General features: G+C 35.3%; 14 protein-coding genes and 1 other RNA gene. 3 read left to right on the top strand and 12 right to left on the bottom strand.

Going from position 1 to position 17,628, the window contains the following annotated elements; genetic code table 11:
* Position 1: 1 nt before the first annotated feature.
* Positions 2-1,726 carry an ABC transporter ATP-binding protein gene (locus ACLTBU_RS09020; protein WP_249332594.1) on the bottom strand — a complete coding sequence of 575 codons (1,725 nt, stop codon included), beginning with the start codon at positions 1,724-1,726 and terminating at the stop codon, positions 2-4.
* A gap of 209 nt (positions 1,727-1,935) precedes the next feature.
* On the opposite strand from ACLTBU_RS09020, the gene bsh reads away from it, so the two are divergent.
* Both bsh and ACLTBU_RS09010 read left to right on the top strand, forming a co-directional pair.
* A complete protein-coding gene (gene bsh / locus ACLTBU_RS09015) occupies positions 1,936-2,925 on the top strand; it encodes a choloylglycine hydrolase (RefSeq protein WP_177671622.1) in 990 nt (329 codons plus the stop codon).
* A gap of 11 nt (positions 2,926-2,936) precedes the next feature.
* Positions 2,937-4,208: a conjugated bile salt MFS transporter gene (locus ACLTBU_RS09010; protein WP_412218608.1), complete on the top strand. Its 1,272-nt coding sequence runs from the start codon at positions 2,937-2,939 to the stop codon at positions 4,206-4,208.
* Between the two features lie 132 nt (positions 4,209-4,340).
* On the opposite strand, the gene ACLTBU_RS09005 is transcribed toward ACLTBU_RS09010, so the two are convergent.
* The 10 genes from ACLTBU_RS09005 to recQ all read right to left on the bottom strand — a co-directional run bounded on the left by ACLTBU_RS09005 (position 4,341) and on the right by recQ (position 15,595).
* Positions 4,341-5,696 (bottom strand): MATE family efflux transporter, encoded by a 1,356-nt coding sequence (locus ACLTBU_RS09005; RefSeq protein WP_412218607.1) that lies wholly within the window; start codon positions 5,694-5,696, stop codon positions 4,341-4,343.
* A gap of 208 nt (positions 5,697-5,904) precedes the next feature.
* Complete coding sequence (locus ACLTBU_RS09000; RefSeq protein WP_412218605.1) at positions 5,905-6,939, bottom strand: PTS sugar transporter subunit IIC; 1,035 nt, start codon at positions 6,937-6,939, stop codon at positions 5,905-5,907.
* 33 nt (positions 6,940-6,972) lie between these two features.
* A complete protein-coding gene (sdaAA, locus tag ACLTBU_RS08995; RefSeq protein ID WP_412218603.1) occupies positions 6,973-7,854 on the bottom strand; it encodes an L-serine ammonia-lyase, iron-sulfur-dependent, subunit alpha in 882 nt (293 codons plus the stop codon).
* Positions 7,841-8,533 (bottom strand): L-serine ammonia-lyase, iron-sulfur-dependent subunit beta, encoded by a 693-nt coding sequence (gene sdaAB / locus ACLTBU_RS08990; protein WP_249332599.1) that lies wholly within the window; start codon positions 8,531-8,533, stop codon positions 7,841-7,843. The genes sdaAA and sdaAB overlap by 14 nt, the downstream gene beginning before the upstream one ends.
* 933 nt (positions 8,534-9,466) lie before the next feature.
* A complete protein-coding gene (locus tag ACLTBU_RS08985) occupies positions 9,467-10,498 on the bottom strand; it encodes an ATP-binding protein (RefSeq protein ID WP_412218602.1) in 1,032 nt (343 codons plus the stop codon).
* The gene (locus ACLTBU_RS08980) at positions 10,480-11,196 is read right to left on the bottom strand and encodes a helicase HerA domain-containing protein (protein WP_412218601.1); all 717 of its coding nucleotides are present in this window, start codon (positions 11,194-11,196) and stop codon (positions 10,480-10,482) included. The genes ACLTBU_RS08985 and ACLTBU_RS08980 overlap by 19 nt, the downstream gene beginning before the upstream one ends.
* Positions 11,171-12,250, bottom strand: a complete 1,080-nt coding sequence (locus ACLTBU_RS08975; protein WP_412218600.1) for an SIR2 family protein — start codon at positions 12,248-12,250, stop codon at positions 11,171-11,173. Before ACLTBU_RS08975 ends, ACLTBU_RS08980 begins: the two co-directional genes overlap by 26 nt.
* 165 nt (positions 12,251-12,415) lie before the next feature.
* Positions 12,416-12,765, bottom strand: a transfer-messenger RNA (tmRNA) gene (ssrA, locus tag ACLTBU_RS08970).
* A gap of 46 nt (positions 12,766-12,811) precedes the next feature.
* Positions 12,812-13,282, bottom strand: a complete 471-nt coding sequence (gene smpB / locus ACLTBU_RS08965; protein WP_412181361.1) for an SsrA-binding protein SmpB — start codon at positions 13,280-13,282, stop codon at positions 12,812-12,814.
* Between the two features lie 96 nt (positions 13,283-13,378).
* On the bottom strand, positions 13,379-15,595 hold the full coding sequence (gene recQ, locus ACLTBU_RS08960; protein WP_412218598.1) for a DNA helicase RecQ: 2,217 nt from the start codon (positions 15,593-15,595) through the stop codon (positions 13,379-13,381).
* Positions 15,596-15,926: 331 nt separating this feature from the next.
* Here recQ and ACLTBU_RS08955 point away from each other — a divergent pair, with 331 nt between their 5' ends.
* Positions 15,927-17,288: an MATE family efflux transporter gene (locus tag ACLTBU_RS08955; RefSeq protein ID WP_412181449.1), complete on the top strand. Its 1,362-nt coding sequence runs from the start codon at positions 15,927-15,929 to the stop codon at positions 17,286-17,288.
* 81 nt (positions 17,289-17,369) lie between these two features.
* On the opposite strand, the gene ACLTBU_RS08950 is transcribed toward ACLTBU_RS08955, so the two are convergent.
* The gene (locus ACLTBU_RS08950) at positions 17,370-17,591 is read right to left on the bottom strand and encodes a hypothetical protein (protein ID WP_177671417.1); all 222 of its coding nucleotides are present in this window, start codon (positions 17,589-17,591) and stop codon (positions 17,370-17,372) included.
* Positions 17,592-17,628: the final 37 nt, after the last annotated feature.

Genomic DNA, 17,628 nt, shown 5'->3' with positions numbered 1-17,628 from the left:
CTTAAGCTACACCTCCCATCTGCGACGCACTAATCTGTCTGTAAGACTCACACTGCGCAAGTAGCTCCTCATGTCTACCATAACCAATCATTCTACCCTCTTCTAGCACAATAATGTGGTCTGCTTGCATTACAGAGCTGACTCTTTGAGCTACAATAATCTTGGTTGTCTTCTTAAAGTGCATATTAAGTTCCTGGCGCAACATAGCATCTGTCTGATAGTCTAGTGCGCTGGAGGAATCATCTAGGACTAGAATCTCTGGATGGGCAGCTAAAGCTCTTGCGATAAGAATTCTCTGCTTCTGTCCACCACTTAGATTAGCCCCCTTAATATCTAAGGCTTCCTCTAAATTATTGGTTTTCTGATCCACAAATTCCTTGGCTCTTGCATAAAGCAAGGCTTCTTCTATTTCCTCTTCACTTAAATCTCTTCCTAGATTAACATTTTCCAAAATAGTATCTTCAAAAATCATGTCATTTTGAAAAACTACACCAAATTTACTTCTTAGTTCTTGCAAAGGAATACTTTTAATATCTCTACCATTTATTAAAATACGTCCTTGCTTCACATCATAAAAACGTAGGAGTAAGCTCACAATAGTGCTTTTTCCTGCACCTGTTCCTCCTAAGATTCCTAAGGTTTCTCCCTGCTTCACTTCAAAACTAATATCCTTCAGGTCATCTTCCTCACCTTTATTATAAGTAAATGAAACATTCTCAAATACTACATGATATTTTTGTTCATCTGCATAAGTGTTTAGAGCTTCTACTACTTCCATATCATCTTCTAACTCTAAAATCGTATCAATACGGTTAGCTGAGGCAATTGCTTTTGAAAGAATGACAAACATCTTGGATATAGAAATCATAGCATTTAGGATAATTGTAAAGTAAGTCATGAAGGCTAAGATTTTTCCCACTTCACTTAATCCACTATTTACTCTAAAAGCGCCTACAATTAATACGCCTACTAAGGCTAAGTTCATAATGACACTTACACTAGGATCAATAACAGCCATGAGCATTCCGGCTTTCTGCTCTTCTCCTACTACCTCATGATTAATGTTTTCAAAGCGATTCCTTTCATAATCCTCTTTAGACAAAGCCTTGATAACACGAATGCCACTAATATCTTCCCTAACAATCCTCACAAAACGGTCAATGGACTGTTGTAACTTAGTGTACATTGGAATACTTCTTTGTGATACCTTAATCATAATCCATGCTAAAAACGGTAAAGTAATAATAAGCACACAAGCTAACACTGGATCTAATGTTAATGTTACAAAGATTCCACCTATTAAAAGAATCGGCGCTCTTACCCCTAAACGTTGTATTCTCCCTATCATTTGATGCACATTATATGTATCCGTTGTAAGCCTTGACATGATTGAAGGCTTAGTATAAGTATCCATATAAGAATCCGATAAGTACATAACCTTTTCAAATAAATCATTTCTAATATGCTCTGTTGTATCTCTTGCCACCTTAGATGCCATTCTATTGGCAATGACATTAAACGATACGGCTAAAAAGGAGCAAACAATCATCATAAGTCCCCATAGATAAATCTGTCCCTTGTCTTTAATAGGGATGATTGTATCGATCATATAAGCTAAAATCCAAGGTAAACAAAGGTCCATAATAGAACCCACAAACTTAATCATAAACCCTATACTCATACGAAAATAATAAGGTTTTAAATAATAGGTTAATATTTTTTGCATAGCTGCCTCCCTTCCTTAACTGCTATTATATTATTGTTCTCACGTTTACTATTTTAACATAGTTAAGAATTTAGTTCCAAATTTTACTCTATTCATTTGTTCCTCAAGCAAAAGTTATAGCTTACACTTAAGATTTAAAGAAATAACATATTATTACTTTCTCTAGTAAATACTATCTTTAAAATATGATTTATATTTGGAGGATATATATGTGTACAGCTCTAACACTACAAACTCAAGATGGCTATAATCTATTTGGAAGAAATATGGATATCGAATTCTCTTTTAGTCAATCTATTCTTCTTATCCCAAGAAATTTTAACTATACAGACAACATAACAGGTAAAACTCAAAAATCTAAATACGCTATTATAGGTATGGGGACACTACTAGGCACCTACCCTGCGTTAGCTGATGGTCTAAATGAAAAGGGACTGGCCTGCGCTGGATTAAATTTCCCGGGTTATGTCCATTATGAAGAAAATGTCCTAGAGGACAAAATTAACTTAGCTCCTTATGATGTCATCTTTTGGATACTTAATAATTTTGATTCTATAGAGGCATTAAAAAAAGAACTCCCTCATATTAATATTGTCAAAAAACCTTTTAATGAATCTACACCTTTACCAACACTTCATTGGATTGTAGTAGATAAAAAAGGAGCATGTATTGTTATCGAAAAAACGAAAGAAAAATTAAGTATTTATGATAATGCCATTGGTGTTTTATCGAACGCTCCTACCTTTGATTGGCATATGACTAACCTTAGACAATATATAAATGTGGACCCTCATCAACCTATTGCTACCTCTTGGAATAATCAGGAATTAGCTCCTCTAGGGCAAGGTTTAGGTTCTTTTGGCCTCCCTGGAGATTTTTCTACGGTATCTCGTTTTGTAAGGATAGCCTTTTTAAAGTCTAAAATTGGCAATCCTATCAACGAACTTAATGGTATCAGCGAATTTTTCCATATGCTTAATAATGTATCTATGGTAACCGGCTCCGTTATTACACCACAAGAAAAAAATGATATTACGCTTTATACTTCCTGTATGTCTCAGCAAAAAGGAATCTATTATTATACTACCTATAATAATAGTAGAATAAATGCCATTGATATGAATAAGGAAGACTTAGATGGAGATCAGGTTAAAGTCTTTCCATACTTAGATACTCAAGATATCAATTATCAAAACTAAGGAGTTTAACTATGGATCATAATCAGTCTAATATAGCATCACCAAATCGTAATATTAAAAAAGCTTACTTTATTGTATTTATATGTATGATTATGCAAGCAATCCCTTTTGGGGTTGCTCAAAATATACAACCGTTATTCATCCCTTATGTTACTAGTAAATTTGATTTTTCACTCGCTTCCTTCTCTTTAATCTTTACCTTTGGTGCCATTGCCTCTGCAATATGTTCACCTTTTTTAGGTAAGTTATATGGAAAAGTAAATATTAAATTTTTATTTTTAATAGGTGTTATCTTATCCTCTCTTGGATTTATGGGTTTTAGCTTTGCTCGTAAACTTTATCAATTTGATATTTTATCTGCTGTATCTCAAGTCGGATGTATTATGTTTTCAGGATTAGGTGTCCCTTTTATTATTAGCCATTGGTTCCCCAATAACGGTAAAGGTAAAGCCTTAGGTATTGCTTTTTCAGGTGGTTCTATTGGGAATGTATTCTTACAACCTATCACTTCTCACCTACTCGCTGCATCAGGTCCTAGTACGAGCTATATTATATTTGGTCTACTTTCATTAATTGTAGGTATTCCTTTAGTTATATTCTTCATTCGACTACCAAGAGATCAAGAAGTTATTAGCCCAAGTCATACCTCAAATGCTCAAGAAAATACTACGATTAAAGGCTATGAAGGCGCAGGTGCAGAAGCTGTTAGAAAAAATATATATTTTTGGCTATTTTCCATCGGATATGCTATTATTGCTATTCCAATCGCCGCATTAAGTACGCAATATGCCACTTATTTTAAAAGTGCCCTAAATCTACAACCTTCTTTAATAGGAATATTAGGCTCAACCTTTGCTCTATTCTGTTTACTTGGAAATGTAGTGGGAGGCACCCTATTTGATAAATTAGGCTCATTAAAAACAATGGCTATTTCTGCAATACTCATTATTATAGCTATTATATCTTTACTCTTGTCTGCTCATTTTCATTATATATCCTTTTTATTCTCGATCTCATATGGTTTAAATGTTTATTCCTATATGTCTGGACCTGCATTTATGTCTAGTGATGTGTTTGGGAGAAAAGAATCTAGTGTAACCCTTGGTACTATTAGCTTACTATTTGCTTTAGGCTTTGCATTTGGAAGTTCATTATTTGGACTTATTGTTGACCACTTTCAATTTACTGTTGCTTGGATTACCATGTTAATTTGTGTCGTAATAGGCTATGCCCTTTTACTGATTTCAATTATGAAATATAAAAAGCAAACTCTGCACACCTAAAACACCAAACCTAGTGTCCTCATTTCGAAGATTTAATATATTTACCGAACTAAAATAACCCACGAATTTTATTGCCTAAAATTCGTGGGTTATAATCATAAAGGTGAGTTATACCTTGTAATTGTCTCAGTATCAGTTTATAGCGGGCTCTTTAGCCATTTCCCGTTCTACTTTACGCATCTTAATAAAGTAGACAATTATAAGTGGTGTAAAGGCTGCAATCCATGCTGATGGGTCTGCTAAACAGATTCCTGTAAAGCCAATAAATGCTGGTAAAGTATAGGCAACCACTGCACGTGCCACTAACTCAAACACACCTGCCATCATAGGGATAAAGGACTGTCCCATAGCTTGAAGCGCATTTCGGTAAACAAAAATAAGTCCTAAAGGTATAAAGAATATACCCGCATAGTTTAAGACTTGGGTTGAATAGCTAATAACTTCTGAGCTAGGATTTTCAAGGAAAAATCCTACAAGATATTTTCCAAAAAGGAATAGCACACTGCTTGACAGTATACTTGTAGCAATAGATATACATGTTATGGTTCGAACCCCTTCTCGAATACGATGGTATAATCCTGCTCCTAGATTTTGTCCTACAAATGTAGCAGTCGATACCCCATAGGTTACTAAAGGTTGCATCACTAACTGAATGACTTTGGATGCTGCCGTATAAGCTGCCATTACACTTGATCCAAAAATATTAATGGCACTTTGAAGGGTCATAACCCCCATTGCTGTGATTGAAAACTGCAATGCCATAGGAAGGCCAATGTGAAAATGTGTACGGTAGTAACTTGCTGGCACTTTAAAATCTTCTTTTTTAAGTCTTAGAATTTGGAACTTCTTATAACTATAAACAATACATAGTACAGCAGCTAATCCTTGGGCAATATTGGTAGCATAAGCTGCCCCTGCTACTCCCATATTAAAGTTGATAATAAATACTAAGTCTAAAACTATATTCACTATAGAAGCTATAATAAGGAAATATAATGGTGTTTTACTATCCCCTAGTGCACGCAAAATCCCTGCAGACATATTATAAAACGCTTGAGTAAAAATCCCCGCATAGATAATCCCAATATATGTACTGGCATACTGAAATACATTCTCAGGTGTATTCATAAGCTTTAAAAGTGGTGTTTTTAAAATAAGCATCACCATTGTTACCACAAAGGTTACAATTACAGTCAAGGTAATATTACTCGCAATTGCTTTCCTAACACCTTTCTCATCTTTTGCTCCAAACCGTTGAGCAACCATAACAGAGAATCCACTGGTAAGCCCTAATAAAAAACCATTGACCAAAAAGAACATAGATCCTGTCGAGCCTACTGCTGCTAATGCCTCTTCTCCTAAAAATTTCCCTACGATAATGGTATCCACCATACTGTAAAGTTGCTGAAAGATATTTCCAATAAGTAATGGGATTGAAAACCATATAAATAACTTAAAAGGTTTTCCTTGTGTCATATCATTTGTCATATTCATACTCTCCTTACTTTTTTAAACCATCCTTCATTATAGCCCATTCCTTATCTTTTGGCGATATAAATATGCTTTAAATTTTTATGCGAATTTCTTATTAAGCATACCTATTTCATTTCTTTTATTCTAAAATAACGTTGCCAACAAAAAGGAACCTACAGTAAAAGTAAGTTCCTTTTTATGCCAAAACTTATTTGAATTATATTTAAACAGCTTGTGAATCTTCTTCACCTCTAATTTCAGCTGCTGTACGAATTTTATAGTTTTTAAAGATTTTGTAGCCTAGAAAACCACTAAAGATACTTACGATTATACAACCTGTAGCAGCAATTAAAACTTGAACAGGAGGGTTGTAAGCAAACATTACTGCAAATCCAGCGATAGGTGTTGCTGTACCAGGAGTCATATTTGTAAGTCCCATAATTGCAACAATAATACCACTTAGTGCACCACCCATGAAGTTAGTCACATAAACAGGAATAGGATTAGCACTAATTAAGTCTGCTTGTGTTAAAGGTTCGATAGCTACTGCAATTGTATCTTTTTTACTTCCAAACTTCATTTTTTTAAAGAATACGAAGTTTAAGAATGAAGAACCAAATACAGCAAGGGCACCAATTGCCATAGGTACACCTGTAAGGCCTAACATGGCTGTAAGTGCCATTGAACTTAGAGGGGCAGTAGCTACTACAGTGATGATCCCACCAAGGATAATACCCATAAGAATAGGACTAGCAGTAGTAGATGAAAGAAGCACTTGTCCGATATTTAATAAAGTTGCATCTACAATAGGTGACATGATTGTAGCAATTAAACGTGTTAATGGTGCTGCAATAACAATGATTACAATAAGGTCTAAACCAGCAGGGATTTTTTTCTCAAAGAACTTAATCACATATGAAATTAAGTAACCCGCAATGAAACCAGGTAGTATACCGAATCCAGAACAAGTTAAGCCTACTAACACAGCATATGCAGGTGAAACACCAAGCGCTAAAGGTACAAGAATACCAGCAGCTACACCACCTAAGCTACCATTAGCAGCACCTACACCTTGTAGGAAAGTAATATTGAGTACATCTCCAAAGAAAGCTGCATGAAAAGCCTCAACCAAGAAGCTAGCACAAGCCGCATTAGCAAGTGCACCCATTGCTTTCATACCATTTGGTGCTTTGTAACTAAAGAGTGTAAAGAGTCCAAGTACAAGAAGTAAAAGAATCGTTCCGATTAGAATTTGCATAATTTAAGCCTCCACAATGATGTCAAAAGGATTTTAGTTTGAGCCAAATACTTGATTTTTAAGTTTGATACCAGTAGGGGTAATAGCAATACCACCTAAAGCTGTTTCTCTTAATTCTGCAGGTAGAGAAGTACCGACTTTGTACATAGCAGAAAGTGCATCATCAAATGGAATTTTAGAGTCCACGCCAGCCATCACTAAGTCTACTGTAGCAAGCGCACTAATGGCACCAGAGATATTTCTCTTCGCACAAGGAATTTCTACAAGACCTGCTACCGGGTCGCACACAAGACCTAATACATTTTTGAAGATGATAGCAGCCGCATCTAAACTCATTTTAGGTGTCCCCCCCATCATTTCTACAACAGCAGCCACTGCCATAGCAGCACCAGAACCGCATTCTGCTTGGCAACCACCTTCAGCCCCCGAGAAAGTAGCATTCATACCAATAATCATCCCTACAGCGCTTGCAGCGAATAAGCACTGAATCAGCTCTTCATCTGTTTTGTGAAGCTGCTCACCTGCTGTTAGTACTACAGCTGGCAAGATACCACAAGAACCTGCTGTTGGGCAAGCTACTATTTTCCCCATAGAACCATTTACCTCCGCTGAGGAGAGTGCCATAGCCATAGCTTTTACTACACCATCACCCATCAGAGATTTGCCTGATTTTAAATACTGTTCTAAACGATAAGCATCTCCACCAATAAGCCCACTTAAAGAATAAACTTCTTTCTCACGGCCTAAAGTTGCACCTTCTCTCATAGCATCAAGTGTTAATTGCATGTGAGCAAATAAGTCTTCACGCGTTACACCTTTATCTTCAATTTCTCTTGCAATGGCATATTCACTAAGTGAAATATGATGTTCCTTACAGATTTCGATAAGTTCAAGTCCAGATTTAGCAATTCTCATTAGAGTCCCTCCCTGCTTGGTTAATAACAATAACACGATTAATTCCTTCAACTTGCTTGATGCTTTGTATGATGTGATCAGGTACAGCATGATCTACTTCAAAAGTCATGGTAGCACCCATTCCTTTTTGGCTTCTTACAAGCTTCATAAAGGCTATATTAATCTTTTCTTCATAGAATAAAGCAGATATTTTAGCTACTGTTCCCGGAATATCATCATGACAAGTAATAATTGTCGGATATTCGCCTGTAATTTGAACTTTGTTACCATTGATTTCGTTAATTTCAACTAGTCCGCCACCAATAGAAGAGCCCAATACTTCCCATTTTATACCTTCGTTATCAGTGATTAAAAATTTAACCGTATTAGGGTGAACTTGACCTAAATCAGCAGGAACGAAATCTACTTTAATCCCTTGAACCTCTGCTAGTGCTAGTGCATCTTTAAGGCGAGGATCGTCAGGGTTCATGCCTAATATCCCAGCAACAAGTGCTCTATCTGTACCGTGGCCTTTATAGGTTTCTCTAAAAGAACCATGTAAAAGGAAAGTAACTTCTTGAATAGGTTTATTAACTATTGTTTTTACGATCTTCCCAAGTCTAGCTGCTCCTGCTGTGTGTGAGGAGGAGGGACCAATCATAATTGGGCCTAAAACGTCGAAAACTCCAATATTCGCCATATAAAACATCCCTTCTTAGTGAATTATTTTAAATATAGGTGTGTTTGTTAATAATTAGATTATAAAGTAGGGGGTAGGGGTATGTACAGTTTTTACAACCATATTCCATAATTTACATATCACAAGTATACATACTATATAAACTAGCAGGGTTATTTTTGAATAAATTAAACATAATAGACAGATTATGATAGAAATCCGATAAATTTTTATCAGTATCATTGGAGGTTTTGTAAAAAATAAAGGCTAGAACCAAAATCCTAGCCCGAATAACTATTTACTTTAGAAAGTATTATGTTCATCCTATAAGAATATTAACTCAATTAATATCTATTCTAAATATCACCATATTTTTCCACAAAATCCTTATTGACTAAAAATAAGAGGCAAACTTATAGGCCACCTCTATGCAGCTCCCATAAAATTAGGAAGGTCATTAAGCCATATCCACTTAATGAATTTGTATTCCTATGAATAGTAATCTCATTAGCCCAACACAATCATATAGCAGTGCACTAGAGTTCTAATTTAAAATAGGATATTCATGTAGCTTTTATAGATAGTAAATACCAGCGTTGTATTGTTTATCAAATCCGTAGTACCTTAGTGAGCTAGCCATTATGTATGAAGGAAGGTTTCCACAGTAAAGTAATAAGTTTACCTTTTAAAGCCTTATCATAGAAAATTATCTACATAGATTTTTTCACACACCCGAATAAAACAAAAAATCTTGGATATGCAAAAATACATAATCCAAGCTTTTATAAAAAATCATCGTATATAAAGACTCTATTGAAATAATAACAATTGTGCCTCCTGACAATAGAGGTGAATCACATCTCCTAATATTCTCAATATCAGATAATTTCATCTCCATTTTTCGGTATCATTATTACTAAATTATTTTTTGAAATATCCTTGCCTTTATATTCTTCATCCTATTTGATTTTTACTTTGATTTATCATATTATTTATAGCACTATCAATATCATTTTCTGTTTCAGTATTGCTCCATTTGTCCCAAAAAGCAATTGTTCTACTATTAGGTTTATTATTAGGCATCTTAACTCTTATCCTAGTAGGTAACAATACTGCATCCCCCACTACTATAGCTTCTCCTGTATCAAGCAATGGTAAACTTTCAACTAATCCTCCCATACTATCAGGCATCAATTTTTTTACTACCATTTGGTCATCTGAATTAGTTAACCTCATAGAGATAAAATTATTACATTGGCTTAAAATCGTCTTATTAACATCCGAAGGCCTCTGACTTACCACACACAATGTGACTCCATATTTTCTTCCTTCTTTAGCTATCCTTTCAAAAATTTCTAAAGATTTTTTTTCTACGGAATCTGTATTTTCTTTTTTAGGTAAATATAAATGCGCCTCATCACAAATCATTAATATTGGATGTATTTTCTCCTTTTCTCCCCAAAACTGAATTTGAAAAATTATACGTGCTACTAATCCAACAATAATAGGTAGAATATCAGATGGTACTTCTGAAAAATCAATAATCTTTACACCTTTATTAATATTTTCTGCTATTCCTGTACCCATAAGCTTATATGCAAGTGCATTTAAATAACTCTGATGTTTATTTTCTTCATTAGCACTAAATAAAAATCCATATCTTTTATCTTCTATTTTTGCCTTCAATCTAGGAATAAATCTATCAAATTTCCCAAAATAAGGCCCCTGTTTCTCACCTCTTGCACCTGCAACCATCTGCTCATTCAACTCTTCAATTTTACTAATTATGTCTCTTATTTCAAAAGGTATAGGACTATCTATTGTAAAATTCTCTAGTATATCATTAGCACCTATCTCCCTTAAATATTCTCTCTTACATTCTGAAATTAATTTACTAAATACCATAGCTTGATTAGGCGCATTTTGATCTGACCTATCTAGAAATAATGTTAATAACTCTTCATAATTTAATAACCAATATGGCAAAAAATCGTTTCATTACAATCACTTAATAAATCACTAGGTCCTGCAATTTTAAACTGAGCACATTTATTTAAAGTTGCATATTCTCCATGCATATCAAATGTAATAGTATCTGAATTGGGCAATTCCGCTATTTGCTCAATCATTGTTGCTACTGTATATGACTTTCCAGACCCTGTACTCCCTAATAAAGCACAATGTTTTTGAAATAACTTATTTGCATCTAAATAACATATAGCATTTTCTTCCATTGCGTATGTACCTAATTTTAAATTTAAAGTCGATGCACCCTGCGTAGATATCACGCTCATAAAATCTGTTAATAATTCCCCCTCTAAAGCATAACAAGTAGCTTCTATATCAGGAACAGCTAACAATGCTCTTGTAAATACATTTGTTCTTCTTCCCTCCACTTCTCTAAAAGTACCTAATAGCACTAGTTTTATATAGTCTTGTTCATCATTATTTATTTCTATTTCTTCTTCTAGTATCTCTTCAACTTCAGTAGGTGCTTTTCGACTAATCTTTTCAACCATTCCAATTAGCCATTCTCCTGGTCTACCATTAATTATATTAAGGCGCCCAACTCTTGTTTTTCTAATTCTATCTAACGATGTAACTTTTATAATTACTCGTGATGTATCTACCTCTATAACTTTTCCTAATTCATTTTCTTCATCCAATCGTTGAATTATACTCATCTAAATCCCCTTCCCCTATTACAACTTTTGTAAAAATATCTAATTTCCATATTGGCTGATGTATTACTATTTCTTCTTCATTAAAATAACATCTCGTCATATCACCATCCCCTTCTTGTGATACGATAAGTGTATTCTTTGTTCCAACTAATAGTTCCCTAGCTGAACTACTTACTTCTTTTGTAAGCAAAATAACTTTATTGCTCTGATTTCTTATTTTAGGTATTAATAATTCTTCTAGATGCTTATCATTGAATCCGTATCCTATTATTAAATAGCTTTTTCCTTGTCTAATAATCTCATCGGATAAACCAATAATCTCTCTATATGGAGAGTGATGTGTATCTTCATATTTTCTCAATCCAGGCGCCACTACTAATGGACTCAATTGACTGGATTCAGTATATTTATTAAGCGCTATTTTATCAATTCCATCTGTGAACCAATCTATAGATCCATGCAATTTCAGTATATTAACATGTGGAACTATATTACGGGTTGTACGAATTTTTCCCTTTGATCCACCACTTATAAACTGTGGTGAATAAAAAGCATTCTCCTTTGCTAAATTAAATATTTTACAATAGCCGCCGGAAAATCCGGTTGAATACGCTACTCTCGCTATATCGCAGGCATATTCAATTAAACAGTCATAATTGGTAGTAATAATATCTAGCTTTGACACATTTCCTTTAAAAATGAATTCTATTATTTGTGCTAATGGTAGCTCTAAGTTTTTATTTATAATCTCTCCATATACTTTAAAATCTGCTTTCCTAATATAATCTGCAGTGAGTTTAATTATGTAGTTTACACCTGCATTGCTTATATTAGCTCGTTGCATAGCAGTTTCTAGACCTAGTTCTATATTTTTATATACCTCATTCCATTCTTCTTTTAATATTGTTTTTTTCATTTCTTCATTTAAATACTCCCCTAATCCCCACATTCCAGGAATTCCACTAGCGCATGAAGCGCCACTTCCTAACAACATAACAGGAACCTCTCTAATAACTTCTTGAATGAAACAAAATATTTCTTCCTCTTTAGTCATATATTACCCACCTCTTATACTTATTCAAAAAAATCCTTAAACAATACTTGCTATACTGTTTAAGGATTAGTCAATTTATCTCTAGTTTTCCAATTTAAGTAATTTTGCACAAAAACTCCAAAATCCCCAAAATACTCTGACATAAGAGTATTTTGGGGATTTTGTTAATGGAGGTGAGGGGAATCGAACCCCTGTCCGAAAGCCCATAAATCGTGGTCTCTACCATCATAGTCACTGTTTTAACATTCCCTCCATGAACCGCCCAGAGACAGGCTGTTCACTTTGGTAGCTTCATAGATACGGCTAGGGGGCAAAGCTTAGCCCTAGACGTTGCCCGCTAAGTCGGAGTCTCGTTCTAGAGTGCGGGTTGTCTAGAGGAGACTAGCTGCATTAAGCAGCTAATGCAAAATTGTCTTCTGCGTTTAATTTTAAATGCCAGCTTTTAACGTAGACTCCGGCGTTCTACGGATGGCTGCCTCAACCTACGTGACCCCCGTCGAAACCAGTGCACCCCCTTATTAGATAAGGGTACATATCTGGGAGTATAACCGTAAGATTGGCTTAGATGTTTTTAATCTTGAACTCACGCTCGTTTGCACGGCGCATGTCTTTCTTAGCAATGTCCTGACGCTTGTCATGGAGCTTCTTACCACGTGCAAGACCTATTTCTACTTTGACCAAACTTCCTTTGATATATACTTTAAGTGGCACTATTGTCATACCTTTTGTAGAAATCTCACCGACTAGTTTGTTGATTTCTTTTTTGTGAAGGAGGAGTTTGCGTGTACGAAGGGGATCTTTATTAAAGATATTCCCTTTGTCATAAGGATTAATATGCATATTATAAATGAAGGCTTCTCCATCTTTAATACGAATAAAACTTTCCTTAACGGAACCACTGCCTTGGCGGATGGATTTTACTTCTGTTCCAACAAGTACAATGCCTGCTTCAAACGTTTCTTCTATAAAATAATCGTGATAAGCTTTTTTGTTTTGTGCAACAAGCTTATAGGCATTTGGATTTTTCGCCATGACCTTTCCTCTCTTTCTCATTAGTGCATAAGTTATTATATCATATCTACGTTAAGTTTCAACTCTTTCTTCTATTTCCCACAGATAAAGCTACCCTTACTCATGCTCTATATTCGCAGAACCTTCTTTTTTGTATTTTTCAATCACGAGTTTAATAGCTGTATAAGTCACCTCTTCAGGCAAAAGCTCTTTAATCGGTTTTAAAAGTGTAATGCCTACTTGCTGGATAGCTTCTTGAATAAGTCTTTCTTGCTCTTTTGTCATAAACGGTTCAAAATCAATTGTTAAATCTCTCGCCACACAGCTTACAAGATGATTTTCTACCGTAAAGCGTGTCAGCCCCCTCATTTGAGCAATCTCTTCTATACTATGCCCTTCCTGGTAAAGTTCATAAGTTACAAGCACTGTATCTTTTTTATCTACGTGTTTATCTTTATTTTGTACGGATACTTTATTCGGCCCTAATATCTTCTCTTCCTTAGGTACTGTCACTTCTACCATTTTAACTTCTGGCTTTTCAATGTCATGGGCTACTACATACTGGCGAATGACTTCCTCAAAGCGCACACCGTACTTATCATACTTAATCTTACCTACACCTGATATAGCTAACATCTCTACTTCTGAAGTGGGATAATACATACCCATTTCATTTAAAGTCGCATCTGAGAAAATCATAAATGGTGGTACGTGCTGTATGGCAGCAATCTCTCTTCTCACTTCTTTCAGTTCCCCTACAAGCTCATGGTCTATTGGAAGGACTTCCTTCATAAGCTTGGTATCTTCCGTAGCTTTAGACATATTAATACGCATATTAACAGTCTTATAACCTTTCAGCACTTCATAAGCTGAAGGATTTAATCTTAATACTGGGAATTTGTCCCCATCTAAATCAATATATTTCTCTGCTATAAGGAAGGAGATCATCTCTTTAATCGTATCTTTATGGTAATCCTTCATGAGTCCATAAGTAGAAAGGGTATTAAAACCAAACTGCTTCACCTTCTGTGTATTTGCCCCTTTAAGTACTTCGACTACCATTACCATACCAAAGCGCTCCTGCATACGTTTAATACAAGATAAAATCTTCTGCGCTTCTATGGTAATATCCCTTTGCTCTACTTCACTATTACAGTTACCGCAGTGGTCGCAAAGTTTATCTGGATGCTCTCCAAAGTATCTCAGAATATAATTTCTAAGACAGCCTTCTGTATTGCAATAATCTACCATTTGATTCAATTTTTCGTACTCACCTGATAGGTCTACTGTGTCGCTAGCATTTTCAATAAGTAAACGATTCGTCATAATATCCGCCGCAGAATATAAGAGTATACAGTTAGAAGCTACACCATCACGGCCTGCACGACCTGCTTCTTGATAATACCCTTCCATGTTCTTAGGCATATTATAATGAAGGACAAAGCGAATATTAGATTTATCAATCCCCATCCCAAAAGCATTAGTTGCAATCATAATGGTCCTTCTATCATAAAGGAAGTCATCTTGGTACATGGCTCTTTCATGCTCACTCAGCCCTGCATGATACTTAGCTGCGTCTATCCCTTTAGCACGTAACTTATCTACTAAAGCATCTACCGTCTTTCTTGTAGCGCAGTAAATAATACCACTTTCCTCTTTATGTGCATGTAAGTAACGAAGTACCCAGTCAAATTTATGCTTTGGCTTTTCTACTTCGAAGTATAAGTTGGGTCTATCAAAACCTGTAGTAATCGTATAAGGACTGTAAAGCCCAATAAGCTTCTCAATATCTTCTTTAACGCGTGGTGTGGCTGTAGCTGTAAAGGCACATACAACCGGTCTTGTCGGTAAACGCTTAATAAAGTCATCAATATACATATAGCTTGGTCTAAAGTCATGTCCCCACTGACTCACACAGTGTGCCTCATCTACAGCTACCATAGCTACATCTATCTGGTTGCAGAGCTCTATAAAATCATAAGAACTAAGACGCTCTGGAGCTACATAAATAAGCTTATAGCTTCCATCCATAGCTCTTTGAATAACATTTCTATACTCCATGGTACTAAGTGTACTATTAATCAGGCAAGCTGGTATACCTATTTCATTCAGTGCATCTACCTGGTCTTTCATCAGTGAAATGAGTGGAGAAATGACAAGGGTTATCCCCTGCATCACCATAGCGGGTACCTGATAACAAATAGACTTTCCTGCACCTGTAGGCATAATGCCTAATACATCTTGCCCTTTTAGTAAGGCCTCTACAACTTCCTCCTGCCCTTTTCTAAAACTGCTATACCCAAAATATTTTTTTAATATATCTAACGGCCCCATATTACCTCCTATTGCCTTTCACGAAAAAGGGCTGCCGCCAAAAATGATCGCCTTTAAGATAATCCTTTTGGGACAGTCCCTTCCTTTATTCTGTCTCCTTTTATTATACCCTAATTTGAATAAACTTTAAACTTAATGTAAGGGTGGAGATTTACATATAAATTCAGACTTTTTTGTAGGTTGTTTTCAGACATTTTATTTAGTCATTATGCGCATAAACTTGTATCCCCTTCTAGTCTTAATTGGTATATAAAAAGTCTAGTCAATGAGCTCAAAAAAGTTTAAAATGGAAGACATGCTTATTAAATTTTAAATAGGGGGAACTGATTTTATGAAAGAGACAACTTCAAGCTCAGAAAAGCTCGGTACTATGCCTATTGGCAAGTTACTTGCAACCATGTCTATACCTGTCATCTTCTCCATGCTGGTACAATCACTTTATAATGTTGTAGACAGTATATTTGTATCTCAAATCGGTGAAGATGCACTGACAGCTGTTTCACTTGCTTTCCCACTTCAAATGCTCATTATTGCTTTTGCATTAGGGGTAGGGGTAGGTGTTAACTCACTTATTGCACGTAAACTTGGCGAAGGAAATAAAGATGCTGCTTCTCAAACAGCAAGTACAGGTATTTTCTTAGCGATTATTAATGCTATTTTATTCTTACTCATGGGGTTATTCTTTACAAAATTCTTTATGCAAATGTTCTCTAACGATGCGACTATCGTTGACATGGGAACTTCTTATTTAAGTATTGTACTGATTTTCTCATTTGGTGTATTTGTTGAGATTGCTTGTTCTAGAATACTTCAAGCTACAGGAAATATGATTATTCCTATGATTTCTCAGCTTATTGGGGCAATTACAAATATTATTTTAGACCCAATTTTAATCTTTGGTCTATTAGGCCTACCTGCTATGGGCATTAAAGGTGCTGCTGTTGCTACAGTTATTGGGCAGATTTTCTCTATGATCTTCTCACTAACTATGTTTAAGATTAAAACACATGATGTGCATATTCAAATTCGCGGCTTTAGACCTCAAATGAGCACAGTCATTGATATTTATAAAGTAGGTTTACCGACCATTGTTATGAATGCAATAGGTTCTGTTACAACAACCTTCTTAAATGCTATTCTTATTACTTTCTCATCTACTGCTGTTGCGATTTTTGGAATTTACTTCAAACTCCAATCCTTCGTATTCATGCCAGTATTTGGACTTACACAAGGTGCTATGCCTATCATGGGTTACAACTTTGGAGCGAATAACCAAAAACGCTTCAAACATGCTTTCCTTTTAGCAACCCTTACTTCCTTTGTCATTATGACACTGGGAACACTTTTATTCTGGTTCTTCCCTGCAGAACTTCTTAGCTTATTCAATGGAACACCAGAACTCATTTCTATGGGTATTTACGTACTTCGTGTACTAAGCTTATGCTTTATCCCAGCCTCATTTGGTATTATGATTTCAACTATGTTCCAAGCTATCGGACACGGCTTCAAATCCTTGGTGATGTCACTGCTTCGTCAGCTCATTATCATTATCCCTTCAGCTTGGCTCTTTGCACAATTATTTGGCCTTGATGGCATATGGTTCTGCTACCCACTTGCAGAAGCTATTTGCTGTATCATCTTTATACCACTGGCCTTTATTGTTATCAAAAAAGCTTTCCCTGAAGAAGCTTAAAAAGGAGAGATGTACTGTCTAGACAGTTACATCTCTCCTTTTTATCTTTTAAACCCTATCCAAGCTAAGTGCACTACTCTTCTATACTCGTGGTGTTGTTCTTAAATTCTCATAAGCATTATAAATCTGCATAAGCTCTTCTTCATTAAACTTCTTAGCTAAGTATCTGCCTTGTTCAATACGTTTAAGAGATTTTTCTACTTGTTCTTCAAAAACATCGATTTCTCTAGTCCCTCTTCCTCGTGATACATCTATTCTTCTTCTAATGCTCATAATATCTTTAATTAATGCTTCTTTATTCATGTCATTCTCCTTCGTCTAGTCTTCATTTCGTTTTAAT

It is taken from the genome of Zhenhengia sp. (assembly GCF_046966505.1).
Taxonomy (GTDB): domain Bacteria; phylum Bacillota; class Clostridia; order Lachnospirales; family Cellulosilyticaceae; genus Zhenhengia; species Zhenhengia yiwuensis.
The sequence above is the reverse complement of the archived record's forward strand: the minus strand, read 5'-3'. Positions and strand labels throughout refer to the sequence as shown.

What these genes read in the sequence shown, in the direction of transcription:
- ACLTBU_RS09020 (WP_249332594.1), bottom strand. Translation starts at nt 1,726, where the DNA reads ATGCAAAAAATATTAACCTATTATTTAAAACCTTATTATTTTCGTATG.
- bsh (WP_177671622.1), top strand. Translation starts at nt 1,936, where the DNA reads ATGTGTACAGCTCTAACACTACAAACTCAAGATGGCTATAATCTATTT.
- ACLTBU_RS09010 (WP_412218608.1), top strand. Translation starts at nt 2,937, where the DNA reads ATGGATCATAATCAGTCTAATATAGCATCACCAAATCGTAATATTAAA.
- ACLTBU_RS09005 (WP_412218607.1), bottom strand. Translation starts at nt 5,696, where the DNA reads ATGACAAATGATATGACACAAGGAAAACCTTTTAAGTTATTTATATGG.
- ACLTBU_RS09000 (WP_412218605.1), bottom strand. Translation starts at nt 6,939, where the DNA reads ATGCAAATTCTAATCGGAACGATTCTTTTACTTCTTGTACTTGGACTC.
- sdaAA (WP_412218603.1), bottom strand. Translation starts at nt 7,854, where the DNA reads ATGAGAATTGCTAAATCTGGACTTGAACTTATCGAAATCTGTAAGGAA.
- sdaAB (WP_249332599.1), bottom strand. Translation starts at nt 8,533, where the DNA reads ATGGCGAATATTGGAGTTTTCGACGTTTTAGGCCCAATTATGATTGGT.
- ACLTBU_RS08980 (WP_412218601.1), bottom strand. Translation starts at nt 11,196, where the DNA reads ATGAGTATAATTCAACGATTGGATGAAGAAAATGAATTAGGAAAAGTT.
- ACLTBU_RS08975 (WP_412218600.1), bottom strand. Translation starts at nt 12,250, where the DNA reads ATGACTAAAGAGGAAGAAATATTTTGTTTCATTCAAGAAGTTATTAGA.
- smpB (WP_412181361.1), bottom strand. Translation starts at nt 13,282, where the DNA reads ATGGCGAAAAATCCAAATGCCTATAAGCTTGTTGCACAAAACAAAAAA.
- recQ (WP_412218598.1), bottom strand. Translation starts at nt 15,595, where the DNA reads ATGGGGCCGTTAGATATATTAAAAAAATATTTTGGGTATAGCAGTTTT.
- ACLTBU_RS08955 (WP_412181449.1), top strand. Translation starts at nt 15,927, where the DNA reads ATGAAAGAGACAACTTCAAGCTCAGAAAAGCTCGGTACTATGCCTATT.
- ACLTBU_RS08950 (WP_177671417.1), bottom strand. Translation starts at nt 17,591, where the DNA reads ATGAATAAAGAAGCATTAATTAAAGATATTATGAGCATTAGAAGAAGA.